Here is a 12,269-nt window from a genome sequence, read left to right on the forward strand (position 1 = left end):
AAGCCCGGGCATGACGGAAAGTGCGTTGATCCAGATATTTGTCTGCTGATATCTTTTCCGCATGTCCGCACCTGAAATCCGGCCCGCCACCGAGGCCGACCTGCCCGCTATCACCGCCATCTATGAACACGCCGTGCGCTACGGAACCGCGACGTTCGAGCTGATCCCGCCCGATCCCGCCGAGATGACCCGGCGCTTCAGGGCGCTGGCGGACGGCGGCTTTCCCTATTTCGTCGCCGCGGTCGAAGGGCGGGTGATCGGCTATGCCTATGCCGGCCCATACCGCCCGCGGCCGGCCTACCGCTTCACGGTGGAGAATTCGGTCTACCTGCAGCCCGCCATTCACCGGCGCGGCATCGGCCTGCAACTGATGCAGCGGCTGATCACCGAGTGTGAGGCGCGCGGCTACCGGCAGATGATCGCCGTCATCGGCGATTCCGCCAACGCCGGCTCGATCGGCGTTCACACGAAATGCGGCTTCCAGATGATCGGGACGCATCCCAATGTCGGCTTCAAGTTCGGCCGCTGGCTCGATACCGTGATGATGCAGCGCGCGCTGGGCGAAGGCGCGACGACCTTGCCGAAGGATGAGACGGCTTAGGCTTAGCCAGACCTGTAGCCCGGATTGCGCTGCGCTCGATCCGGGCTACGAACTCAAAATCGCGAAAACAACCCCATGCAAAGTAGAATGGGCCCGGCCGATTAAACCAGCGCCAGCTTGCGGTCGATCACCAGCAGCACGCGTTCGAGTTCGTGGCCGCGGCGCAGGATCAGCCCGGTCGCCGAGATCACGCTGTACATGCCCTGCTTGCGCGCGAGCCGCGGATCTTTCTCGATGCGGTAGATCGGAACTTCGGAGGCGCGGCGGAATACCGAAAACACCGCACGGTCCTTCAGAAAGTCGATGGCGTAGTCACGCCACTCGCCGTCGGCGACCATGCGCCCATACAAATTGAGGATACGGTTGAGTTCGAGACGATTGAACGTGACACGATTTGGCGGCGGGGCTGCAGTGGCGGCGCGCGCCACCGCGCGGCTCGCGTTTGGATCAGTGTCCTCCGATATCGAGCTCATGGAGCGCCTCCTGTCATCTCAGGCATGCTCTCGTTCCGAAAACCGGTCCCCACTTTTCGGGAGCATGCCTGATTTACATGATCGCGCTAACCGCAGGACGCCGCAAGGGGGCTGTAAATACAAAGGAAACTGCGGCGGATGACCCGATATGGCGGAAATATCGATTCACGGGATCGTTAGCGGAATCTTATTGCTGCCCTACTTCCGCCCACCGCCCGCCCCGCTAGATTGAGAAAAGATAATCCTGCGTTGGCCCGGTCCTTTCGGTTCCGGATTCCTCAGCCCCCAGCCCCCCGGGGCCGTCGGGATCGGGCCTGTTCGCAGAAGGGAGTTAATCCCGATACTGGGCCAACGAAAGTTGGTCCTTTTTCGTTTTAAGGGTCTGCTCTGGCAGATGCCACGCGCAACTCCGGCCTTGCCGCTGCCGCGACACCCAATTTGAATCTTCAGCAGCGCAGCGTAGCCCGGATGGAGCCGCCGGGTCGCGCGAATGCGCGCCCAGCGACGAGCGCAATTGCGCTCGCGTAGTGATGACAGGCTCCGCGAAATCCGGGAATCACCTGGGCGGAGAAAGCGAATCACGCGGGTGGAGAAAGCCCTCCCGGATTGCGCTTCGCTCCATCCGGGCTACGCGCTACACGAGCGCTGGTCAGCGCAGCTCGGTATAGGCGGCGCCGAGCATCGGGCCCGGCTTTTCGCGGTTGCCGTCCTGGACATAGACGACCGCGGCATCGACGCCCTCTCGGGAAATATTTTCAAGCGGCACGGTCCAGTTTCCCGGACTGCCGTTCCAGTCGCCGACCTTCACGAGATTACGCACCACATTGTAGTAGGTGACCTCCTGGCCACGATTCTCGCCGCGCCCGATCATGATCGGTATCGCCTTCGAGATCGAACAGATCCAGACTTCGCCGCGCGCCACGGTCGGCTCCTTGCTGGCGGCCACCGAGACATTGAGCAATTTGCCGGACAGTGTCATCGTCACCGGCACCGACATCACGCCGTCGGCCTTGCTTGTATTCATGATCGCGCCTTCGATGCCGGCGCGATCGCTGCCGATCACTTGCGTCGAACCATTGACGATCATCTGCGGCGTATAGAGATTGCGATCGCCGCGTACCTGCGAATAGGCTTTCTGACGCGCACTGAACCGCTTGTCCGCCAGCGTGTCCTTCCAGCCGAGATAATCCCAATAGTCGATCGGCAGACTAAGCGCGATCACTGACGGATCCTTGGCGAGTTCGCCGATGATCTGGTCAGCCGGAGGACATGACGAGCAGCCTTGCGAGGTGAACAATTCAACCACCGCGCGCGGCTCGGCATGGGCTGGGCGGATGACGGCGATGATTGCGCAAACGCCGAGCGCACCGGACCATCGCGAGATACAATTATAAGCCATCATCGCTGTCATACTGCAGACCGATGGTTGTGTTCATCCGTATTTGTACGGGGCATGATTTGATCCCAAGTGAGTGCCTCAAAGCGTACCCCAGACGCGCGAAAGCGGCCTTGTCATAGGCCGCCTTCTTCCTGCTCGCTACTCACTTCGCAGTGAGGCACTGATCACAAATCCGCGTCAGGCCGCGAGTTTGCGCAGCACATAATGCAGAATGCCGCCGTTTCGGTAGTACTCGAGCTCGTCGAGGGTATCGATGCGGCAAAGCAGCGGCACGCGCTGCAGCGAACCGTCGCCGGACACGATCTCGGCCGTCAGGGTCTGACGCGGCTTCAGGTCGCCCTGCAGGCCCCGGATCGTCACCTTCTCGTCGCCCTTGAGGCCAAGCGACATCCACGACGTGCCGTCCTCGAAGGTGAGCGGCAACACACCCATGCCGACCAGGTTGGAGCGGTGGATGCGCTCGAAGCTCTGGCAGATCACGGCGCGCACGCCGAGCAGCCGCGTGCCCTTCGCCGCCCAGTCGCGCGACGAACCGTTGCCATATTCGGCGCCGGCAAACACCACCAGCGGCACCTGCTCCGCCTGGTACTTCATCGCCGCATCGTAGATCGACATCTGCTCGCCGTCGGGCCAGTGCTTGGTGAGCCCGCCTTCCGGAATATTACCGTCGGCGCCCTTCAGCATGAAGTTCTTGATGCGGATGTTGGCGAACGTGCCGCGCATCATGATCTCATGATTGCCGCGCCGCGTGCCGTACTGGTTGAAGTCGGCAGGACGCACCTGGTGCTCCGAGAGGAATTTTCCGGCCGGCGAAGTCAGCTTGATCGAGCCGGCCGGCGAGATGTGGTCAGTGGTGATCTTGTCGCCGAACATCGCCAGAATCCGCGCATCGACGACGTCCAATATCGGATCCGGCTGTTTCTTCATGCCTTCAAAGTAAGGCGGATTCTGCACATAGGTCGAGCTCATGTTCCAGCGATAGGTCTCGCTCTCGACCGTCTTGATCTTGCGCCAGTTGGTGTCACCCTTGAACACGTCGGCGTAGCGCTTCTTGAAGATCGTAGCCGTCACGTACTTCTTCATGAAGGCGTTGATCTCTTTCGTGGTCGGCCAGATGTCCTTTAGATACACCGGCTTGCCGTCCTTGCCGGTGCCGATCGGCTCGACCGCGAGATCCTTGGTCACCGTGCCGGCCAGCGCGTAAGCTACGACCAGCGGCGGCGACGCCAGATAGTTCGCCTGCACGTCCGGCGAGACGCGGCCTTCGAAGTTGCGATTGCCCGACAGCACGGCAGCGGCAACGATGCCGTTGTCGTTGATCGACTTCGAAATCTCTTCCGGCAGCGGGCCTGAGTTGCCGATGCAGGTGGTGCAGCCGAAGCCGATCAGATTGAAGCCGACCTTGTCGAGATCCTTCTGCAGTCCGGAATTGGAAAGATATTCCGCAACCACCTGGCTGCCCGGCGCCAGCGAGGTCTTCACCCACGGCTTGGCCTTCAGGCCCTTGGCGGCGGCATTGCGCGCCAAGAGGCCCGCGCCGATCAGCACGCTCGGGTTCGAGGTGTTGGTGCAGGAAGTGATTGCCGCGATCACCACATCGCCATGGCCGAGATCGAAATCACGGTTCTCGACCGAATAGCGGTTGTCGGCGCCTTCCGGCTTCTTGTATTCGCCGGCGAGTGCGGTGGCGAAGCCGGTGGAAACGGCGGGCAGTGCGACGCGGCCTTCGGGACGCTTCGGGCCGGCCATCGACGGCACGACATCCCCGAGATCGAGCGTCAGCGTTTCCGTGAACACCGGGTCGGCGGATTTCGCCGTGCGGAACAAGCCCTGCGCCTTGGCGTAGGCCGCCACCAGTGCGACGCGGTCAGCCTTGCGGCCCGAGGTCTTGAGATAATCGATGGTCGCGGCGTCGACCGGGAAGAAGCCGCAGGTCGCGCCATATTCCGGCGCCATGTTGCCGATGGTCGCCTTGTCTGCGACCGAGAGATAGTCGAGGCCGGGGCCGAAGAACTCGACGAACTTGCCGACCACGCCCTGCTTGCGCAGCATCTGCGTGACCGTCAGCACGAGGTCGGTCGCGGTGACGCCTTCCTTGAGCTGGCCCTTGAGCTTGAAGCCGACGACTTCCGGCAGCAGCATCGACAGCGGCTGGCCGAGCATGCAGGCTTCCGCTTCGATCCCGCCGACGCCCCAGCCGAGCACGGCGAGGCCGTTGACCATTGTCGTGTGCGAGTCGGTGCCAACAAGCGAATCCGGATAGGCGACTTCGAAGGTGCCGGTCTTCTTGCCGACCGTCATCTTCTCCTTCTTGGTCCACACCGTCTGCGCGAGATATTCGAGATTGACCTGATGGCAGATGCCGGTGCCGGGCGGCACCACGGAGAAATTCGAGAACGCCTTCTGGCCCCATTTCAGGAATTCGTAGCGTTCCTGGTTCTGCTTGTATTCCTCGACGACGTTCTTGCCGAACGCCTTGTTGTCACCGAAGAAGTTGACGATGACGGAGTGGTCGATGACGAGATCGACCGGCACCAGCGGGTTAATTTTCTCGGCATCGCCGCCGAGCGCCTGCATCGCATTGCGCATCGCGGCGAGATCGACCACCGCCGGCACGCCGGTGAAATCCTGCATCAGGACGCGCGCCGGACGGAACGCTACCTCATGCTCCAGCTTGCGCTTCCGCAGCCACTTCGAAACCGCGACGATGTCCTCTTTCTTGACCGTGCGATCGTCTTCGTTGCGCAGCAGGTTTTCCAGAAGCACCTTCATCGAGTAGGGCAGCTTGGAAATTCCCTTCAGACCGTTCTTCTCGGCGGCGGGCAGGCTGTAATAAACGTAGGTCTTGCTGCCGACCTTGAGGGTCTTGCGGCATTTGAAGCTGTCGAGCGAGGTCATGTCAGGAAATCCCAAATCCTAGTTATACCCGGTAAGGGTATTTAAACACCGTCGGCGTTAGGCTGACCTATCGGCTTGCAGCCGCCGATTGTGTGCTGCATCAAGTTCCGGGCTTATAGAATCTTTCTAGAAGCGCCGCCACACCGACAAGCGTGCTGCAGCAATGCGGTACCCACAAATTCTGACGCGGTACCCATCAATTTCAGAGGGCTGTGACGAAGCAAATGCGGCTCTCCGGGCGCCAAATCGACTGTATCAGGGGTGGCCGCGGCGTGTTCTCCGGGCTCGATTTCGAAGCCTCTTCCGGCGAGGTGCTGGCCGTGGTCGGTCCGAACGGCTCCGGCAAGACCTCCCTATTGCGCCTGATCGCGGGTCTCCTGGTGCCGGCCGGCGGGTCGGTCGTCCTGGAAGGCGGCGAGGCCGAGCTGACTTTGCCGGAGCAATCCCACTATCTCGGCCATCGCGATGCGCTGAAGCCTGCGCTGAGCGTGCATGAGAACCTATCGTTCTGGCGGGATTTTCTGGGCGGCAAGGTCGGCGACGTCAGCCAGTGCCTCACCGCGGTGGGGCTCGGCCACGCCACGCATCTGCCGGCGGCGTACCTGTCGGCGGGCCAGCGGCGGCGGCTTTCGATCGCGCGCCTCTTGGTGGTGCGCCGGCCGGTCTGGCTCCTGGACGAGCCAACCTCGGCGCTCGATACCGCCGGGCAGGACCTTTTCGTGGGCATCATGCGCGACCACCTCGCCGGCGGCGGCATCATCATCGCCGCCACGCACGCCCCGCTCGGGATTGGGGCCAGGGAACTGCGGATGGGGGGCGGGAAATGATTGTGGAGTCTATGTCTCCTCAAATGGGCTTTCGCCACGTCATGACTCTCTCCGTTCCCTCCCCCCTTGCGGGGTCCGAGGCGAGCGAAGCTCGCTCTCGAGGTCAGGGAGAGGGGTATCCCACGACGTGTTCTCTCGATTGGATCTTTCGCAACGAGCACACCTATCGAACACCTTTTCCGGGGCCACCCCTCTCCCCCGCCCTCCCCCGCAAGGGGGGAGGGAGCTACCTGTACGCGCCGCTGCTGCGGAGTTCACAACGTACGCGCGTAATAAGAGGTCCCGCATGACCGCCCTCGCCGCGCTGATTCGCCGGGACATCAAAATCGCGCTTCGCGTCGGCGGCGGCGCGTTGATCGGCGTGCTGTTCTTCCTCACAGTGACCGTGCTGATGCCGTTCGCGATCGGGCCCGACCTGGCGCTGTTGACGCGGCTGGGGCCCGCGATCCTCTGGCTTGGCGCGCTGCTGGCAAGCCTGCTCATGCTCGACCGCCTGTTCACGGCCGACCACGAGGACGGCTCGCTCGACCTGATCGTGATGGGCCGGGCGCCGCTGGAACTGGCCTGTGCCGCGAAGGCGCTGGCCCACTGGCTTGCCGCCGGCGTGCCGCTGATCGTGGCCACCCCCGCGCTCGGGCTGCTGCTCAATCTCGACGCCGCTGCGACCTCGGCGGTGGCGTTGACGCTGCTGGTGGGAACGCCGGCGCTGACCTTCACGGGGATGATCGGCGCGGCGCTCGCCGTGACACTCCATCGCGGCGGCCTCTTGCTGGCGGTGCTGGTGCTGCCGCTGTCGATCCCGGTCCTGATCTTCGGCGTTGCGGCGTCGCAGGCGGCCATATCAGGTCCGCTGTCATTTGGAACACCGTTTTCGATCCTGTGCGCGCTCTCGCTGGTCAGTCTCGTCGTCGGGCCGTTCGCGGCGGCGGCCAGCCTGCGGCATGGCCTGGACTGACATGGCCTGGACTGACAATGACTTGACGCCGATCAACTCTCGCGGAAGGCCATATGAAACAAACCAAGCCGCATTGCCTGCCCCGCTGCTGACGACTATCAGGATGCCATGACACTGATCGACCTTGCCAATCCCACCAAATTCCTGTCGCTGACAGCGCGCGTGCTGCCGTGGCTGGCGGGCGCGACCGCGATCCTGCTGCTGGTCGGCTTCTATCAGGCCGCGATGGCGCCCGACGACTATCAGCAGGGCGCCACCGTGAAAATCATGTTCGTCCACGTCCCGAATGCGTGGCTTGCGATGTTCGTGTGGGGCGTGATGAGCCTGGCGGCGCTGGGCACGCTGGTGTGGCGGCATCCGCTCGCCGATGTCGCAGCCAAGGCCGCCGCCCCGATCGGCGCGGCGTTTACGTTTCTGGCACTGGTCACCGGCTCGCTGTGGGGACGGCCGATGTGGGGCACCTATTGGGAATGGGATGCGCGGCTGACCTCGGTGCTGATTCTGTTCCTGATGTATCTCGGCCTGATGGCGCTGTGGCGCGCGGTGGACGATCCGTCGCGGGCGGCGCGGGCTGCTGCCGTCCTGACGCTGGTCGGCGCGATCAATCTGCCGATCATCAAATTCTCGGTCGACTGGTGGAACACGCTGCATCAGCCGGCGGCCGTGCTGCGAATGGGCGGCCCTTCGCTCGACAAGGCGTTCCTGATTCCATTGCTGGTGATGGCGGTCGGCTTCTCGCTGCTGTTCGTGACGTTGCACCTGGCGGCGATGCGCAACGAGATCCTGCGCCGCCGCGTGCGCAGCTTGCAGATGATGCAAGCCAGCCAACAGGCGGCGTGACGTGACGTCGCTCGGACCCTATGCTTCGTTTGTCGTGACCTCCTACGCGCTGGTGGCGGCGATCGTGCTGATCCTGATCGGCTGGGTTGCGCTCGACTATCGCCGCCAGAAGGAGCGCCTGCGCGAACTCGAGGCCAGCGGCGTGACCCGGCGCTCCGGCCGCCAGGCGACGGACATCCGATGACCGCGCCGCCCACAACATCGGATGGGCCGCCGCGCCGCTGGCGCTGGCTTGTGGCGCTGCCGCTGGTCGGTTTCATGGCCGTCGCCGGACTTTTCCTGCTGCGGCTCTATGGCGGCGATCCCGCCAGAATCCCCTCCGCGCTGATTGGCCGCCCGGCACCGCAAACCGCGCTTCCGGCGTTAGAAGGCCTAACCCATAACGGGGCGCCGGTCCCCGGGCTCGACCCCGCGATGTTCAAGGGCAAGGTCTCCGTCGTCAATGTCTGGGCCTCCTGGTGCGTGCCATGCCACGACGAGGCGCCGTTGTTGACCGCGCTGGCCAAGGACACGCGGCTGCAGATCGTCGGTATGAACTATAAGGATTCTCCCGATAACGCCCGACGCTTCCTCGGCCGTTACGGCAATCCATTTACCGCCGTCGGCGTCGACGGCAACGGCCGCGGCTCGATCGAATGGGGCGTCTACGGCGTGCCCGAAACTTTCGTGGTCGGCCGCGACGGGACGATTCTGTATAAGCTGGTCGGACCGGTGACGCCGACCAATCTCGACAGCGTGCTCAAGGTCGAGATCGAGAAGGCGTTGAGAACGGGAAGTTGAAAAGGTCCTCATCCCCGCGCAACGGCTTCGCCGTTGTCGCTGGAGGAGCCGCCAACGGGTCGCGCGAACGCGCGCCCGATGACAGGCTCCGCGGCGTCTCGAAGGATGGCGGCATTGGGGCTCTATGGTTCGAGACGCGCGAAGACGCGCTCCTCACCATGAGGGACAAATAAATTTCCAGTTTTATCTATCGTTCATTTTGCAGCCATGGCGCAGCCATGAATTCGCAGCTAGCTTGATGGGGTTACTTAAACCGTCCTGGGAGGGACAACGATATGCGTCATTCCACGCTCGCTTCTCTTCTCGCCACTGCGCTGACCCTGGGGCTGCTGACGGCAACGCCGTCGATGGCCCAGACCGCGCAGCCCGCGCCCAAATCCGACAGCAAGATGGCTCCTGCGCCGAAGGCCTCGGAGTCGAAGATGGCGCCCGCGCCGAAGGCGGAGTTGCTGGACATCAATTCCGCGAGCGCCGACCAGCTCGACGCGCTGCCGGGCGTCGGCAAGGCCTATTCGGAGAAGATCATCAAGGGCCGCCCGTACAAGGGCAAGGATGAGCTTGTGCAGAAGAACATCGTCCCGCAGGCGACCTACGACAAGATCAAGGACAAGATCATCGCCAAGCAGAAGAGCTGAGGCGCTTTCTTTAACCTCTCCCCGCGCTTTGCGGGGAGAGGTCGAAATTCGCGCGAAGCGGGAATTTCGGGTGAGGGGCCGGGCAGGCGCTCACCACAAGCAAGACTTTCTTCGACGAGAGAGCCCCTCACCCCAACCCTCTCCCCGCAAGTGCGGGGCGAGGGAGCAGAGCAGCGCCAGAACTCACCCCTTGCTCACGTCACCCGCTTCCGCCTCGCTGACCTCCAGCGAAGCCGGCTCCAGATGATAGCGTTTGATCAGCGGCATCTGCGTCACGGCAAACAGCATCGTCAGCGGCACCATGCCGAACACCTTGAAGGCGACCCAGAAGTCGGTGCTTTGCGTGCGCCAGATGATCTCGTTCAGCACCGCCATCGCGAAGAACCACACCGCCCAACGCATGGTCAGGATGCGCCAGCCGTGCGGGGTGAGATTGAACATCTGGTCGAACATGATGGCGATGAAGGAGCGGTTGAACAGCAGGCCGCCAGCGAGAATGGCGGCGAACAGCGTGTAGACGATGGTCGGCTTCATCTTGATGAAGGTCTCATCATGCAGGATCAGCGTCAGCGCGCCGAACACGATCACAACGACCGCCGTGACGATGGCCATCATCGGCACATGCCGCGTCACCATGTATGACGCAACCATTGCAGCCAGCACCGCCACCATGAACACGCCGGTGGCGATGAACAAATTGGACTTGGCGTTGGCGACGAAAAAGATGAGAAGTGGGCCAAGCTCGGTCGCAAGCTTGAACAGTGGATGCGGTACTTTCTTATCCATTACTCAATTCCTGCAATCGCGTTGGCGAAATCCCGTGCGGTGAACGGCGCGAGATCGTCGATGCCTTCGCCGACGCCGATGAAGTGCACCGGCAGTTTGAACTTCTCCGCCAGCGCGACCAGGATGCCGCCGCGCGCGGTGCCGTCGAGCTTCGTCATCACGAGGCCGGTGACGCCAGCGGTACGATGGAATGCCTCGACCTGCGACAGCGCATTTTGTCCCACCGTGGCGTCGAGCACCAACAGCACCGCATGCGGAGCCGACGTATCGACCTTCTTGATGACGCGAACGACCTTCTCGAGTTCATTCATCAGCTCGGCCTTGTTCTGCAAACGCCCGGCGGTATCGACCAGCAGCACGTCGAGCTTCTGTTCCTTCGCCGCGCTCAGCGCGTTGAAGGCAAGGCTCGCCGAATCCGATCCTTGCGCGCCTGATATGACAGGCGACCTGGTGCGCTCGCCCCAGACCTTGAGCTGCTCGATCGCCGCGGCACGAAACGTATCACCGGCCGCCAGCATGACCTTGCGGCCCTCGGCGCTGAGTTTCGCGGCGAGCTTGCCGATCGTGGTGGTCTTGCCGGAACCGTTGACGCCGACCACGAGAATGACGAACGGCTTTTGTGCCGCGTCGATTTCCAGCGGCCTTGCTACCGGCGCCAGCACCTTCTCGACTTCGGTCGCAACCACCGTCTTCACTTCGTCGGCCGAGATCGCCTTGTCATAGCGGCCGGCGCCGACGGCGTCCGCGATCCGTACCGCGACCGCGGTGCCGAGATCGGCGCGCAGCAGCACATCCTCGATATCGTCGAGCATAGCGCGGTCGAGCTTGCGCTTGGTGACGAGGTCGGCAACGGCCGACCCGAGCGCACCAGAGGTTCGCTTCAGGCCGCTCGAAAGCCGCCGCCACCAGCTCAGCTTGGGAGTTCCGGGAGTGGTATCGCTCATGTCGGGGACGTGTTAGCGGTTTCGCGCCATGAGCGGAAGTCACAACAAATCCTTTGATGTTCCCGGGCCATCCCTTGATGTGCCCCGGACCTCCCTTGATGTCCGGGCATTAACGGCAGATGAAATCCAGGCCCGCGTACTGCATCGCGACGGGCTCATGCTGGTCATCGACAAGCCCGCCGGCCTGCCGGTGCACCGCGGCCCCAAGGGCGGCGCCAATCTGGAAGCCTCTTTCGACGGTTTGCGATTCGGCCTGCCGCGCCCACCGGTTTTGGCGCACCGGCTCGACAAGGACACGTCAGGCTGTCTCGTACTGGGACGCCATCGCAAGGCGACCGCGTCGCTCGGCCTTTTGTTCAAGCACGGCAAGGTCGGAAAGACCTATTGGGCCGTGGTCGAGGGCGGGCCTGCCGAGAACGAAGGCACCATTGATATGCCGCTGGGCCGGCTCAACGCCGAGCGCGGCTGGTGGCAGAAGCCGGATCCGGAGGGGCAGAAGGCCGTCACCAGCTGGAAAGTGTGTGGCCGCAGCGATGGCCTCGCCTGGCTGGCGCTGGAACCGGTAACCGGCCGCACCCACCAATTGCGCGTGCACACGTCAGCGATGGGCTGGCCGATCGTCGGCGACAATATTTACGGCAACGGCCCGCGCTTCGGCGAACCGATCCTGCACCTGCACTCCCGCGAGATCGTGGTTCCGATTTCGAAGAACAAGGAGCCGGTGCGCATCGTGGCACCGGCGCCGGAACATATGCGCGAGCGGCTGCGAAAGTGCGGGTGGAACGGGGAGTAGTCGGTTCGCGGGTAAGCACGGCGCCCCAACCACCGCTGTCATCATCCGCGAACGCGGATGATCCAGTATTCCAGAAACATCTGTGATGAGCCGAGAGACCGCGGCGTACTGGATCGCCCGGTCAAGCCGGGCGACGACGACGGAGTTTGTGGATCATACCGTCAACCGCGCGCCATCATGTCCAGTGATCGCAAGCGTTCGTACCGCGCCCGGTGTTTCGCCATTGATCGCAACCGGCAGGAAATGTTCGGTGCGTCCCTGCGTCGCGCTCTCGATCAGCACCTGACGCGTCGCGCCGACTTCTGCCGCCAGCCGCCGCTGCAATGCGGCCTCGCCCG

The 12,269-nt window shown here is 63.2% G+C and carries 13 protein-coding genes and 1 pseudogene; 8 read left to right on the plus strand and 6 right to left on the minus strand.

Annotation, left to right across the window (positions count from 1 at the left end):
* Positions 1-61: 61 nt before the first annotated feature.
* Positions 62-601, plus strand: coding sequence for a GNAT family N-acetyltransferase (locus CP49_RS37035; protein WP_057855048.1), 540 nt, complete (start codon positions 62-64; stop codon positions 599-601).
* 101 nt (positions 602-702) lie between these two features.
* Here the strand turns inward: CP49_RS37035 and CP49_RS37040 are convergent, their stop codons facing one another.
* The 3 genes from CP49_RS37040 to acnA all read right to left on the minus strand — a co-directional run bounded on the left by CP49_RS37040 (position 703) and on the right by acnA (position 5,371).
* The gene (locus tag CP49_RS37040; RefSeq protein WP_057855049.1) at positions 703-1,074 is read right to left on the minus strand and encodes a DUF2794 domain-containing protein; all 372 of its coding nucleotides are present in this window, start codon (positions 1,072-1,074) and stop codon (positions 703-705) included.
* Positions 1,075-1,723: 649 nt separating this feature from the next.
* On the minus strand, positions 1,724-2,485 hold the full coding sequence (locus CP49_RS37045; protein WP_057855050.1) for a DUF1223 domain-containing protein: 762 nt from the start codon (positions 2,483-2,485) through the stop codon (positions 1,724-1,726).
* A 165-nt stretch (positions 2,486-2,650) separates the two neighbouring features.
* Positions 2,651-5,371 (minus strand): aconitate hydratase AcnA, encoded by a 2,721-nt coding sequence (gene acnA, locus CP49_RS37050; protein WP_057855051.1) that lies wholly within the window; start codon positions 5,369-5,371, stop codon positions 2,651-2,653.
* 224 nt (positions 5,372-5,595) lie between these two features.
* Here acnA and ccmA point away from each other — a divergent pair, with 224 nt between their 5' ends.
* The 6 genes from ccmA (at position 5,596) to CP49_RS37080 (ending at position 9,408) form a co-directional block, all read left to right on the plus strand.
* Positions 5,596-6,198 carry a heme ABC exporter ATP-binding protein CcmA gene (ccmA, locus tag CP49_RS37055; protein ID WP_057855052.1) on the plus strand — a complete coding sequence of 201 codons (603 nt, stop codon included), beginning with the start codon at positions 5,596-5,598 and terminating at the stop codon, positions 6,196-6,198.
* 286 nt (positions 6,199-6,484) lie between these two features.
* On the plus strand, positions 6,485-7,153 hold the full coding sequence (gene ccmB / locus CP49_RS37060; RefSeq protein WP_057855053.1) for a heme exporter protein CcmB: 669 nt from the start codon (positions 6,485-6,487) through the stop codon (positions 7,151-7,153).
* A 108-nt stretch (positions 7,154-7,261) separates the two neighbouring features.
* Positions 7,262-7,993 carry a heme ABC transporter permease gene (locus CP49_RS37065; protein ID WP_057855054.1) on the plus strand — a complete coding sequence of 244 codons (732 nt, stop codon included), beginning with the start codon at positions 7,262-7,264 and terminating at the stop codon, positions 7,991-7,993.
* Between the two features lies 1 nt (position 7,994).
* Entirely contained in the window at positions 7,995-8,177 is a 183-nt protein-coding gene (gene ccmD / locus CP49_RS37070) for a heme exporter protein CcmD (RefSeq protein WP_057855055.1), read from the plus strand.
* Complete coding sequence (locus CP49_RS37075) at positions 8,174-8,773, plus strand: DsbE family thiol:disulfide interchange protein (RefSeq protein WP_057855056.1); 600 nt, start codon at positions 8,174-8,176, stop codon at positions 8,771-8,773. Before ccmD ends, CP49_RS37075 begins: the two co-directional genes overlap by 4 nt.
* A gap of 275 nt (positions 8,774-9,048) precedes the next feature.
* On the plus strand, positions 9,049-9,408 hold the full coding sequence (locus CP49_RS37080) for a ComEA family DNA-binding protein (protein WP_057855057.1): 360 nt from the start codon (positions 9,049-9,051) through the stop codon (positions 9,406-9,408).
* Positions 9,409-9,591: 183 nt separating this feature from the next.
* Here CP49_RS37080 and CP49_RS37085 read toward each other — a convergent pair whose 3' ends face one another.
* Together CP49_RS37085 and ftsY are read right to left on the minus strand one after the other, a co-directional pair.
* On the minus strand, positions 9,592-10,194 hold the full coding sequence (locus CP49_RS37085) for a septation protein A (protein WP_057855058.1): 603 nt from the start codon (positions 10,192-10,194) through the stop codon (positions 9,592-9,594).
* Positions 10,194-11,138 (minus strand): signal recognition particle-docking protein FtsY, encoded by a 945-nt coding sequence (ftsY, locus tag CP49_RS37090; protein WP_057855059.1) that lies wholly within the window; start codon positions 11,136-11,138, stop codon positions 10,194-10,196. Before ftsY ends, CP49_RS37085 begins: the two co-directional genes overlap by 1 nt.
* A 157-nt stretch (positions 11,139-11,295) precedes the next feature.
* Here ftsY and CP49_RS37095 point away from each other — a divergent pair, with 157 nt between their 5' ends.
* A complete protein-coding gene (locus tag CP49_RS37095) occupies positions 11,296-11,931 on the plus strand; it encodes an RluA family pseudouridine synthase (protein ID WP_245311060.1) in 636 nt (211 codons plus the stop codon).
* Between the two features lie 153 nt (positions 11,932-12,084).
* Here the strand turns inward: CP49_RS37095 and CP49_RS37100 are convergent.
* Positions 12,085-12,269: pseudogene (locus tag CP49_RS37100) on the minus strand (tRNA (N(6)-L-threonylcarbamoyladenosine(37)-C(2))-methylthiotransferase MtaB); the annotation flags it as partial.

The organism is Bradyrhizobium valentinum (genome assembly GCF_001440405.1).
Classification (GTDB): Bacteria; Pseudomonadota; Alphaproteobacteria; order Rhizobiales; family Xanthobacteraceae; genus Bradyrhizobium; species Bradyrhizobium valentinum.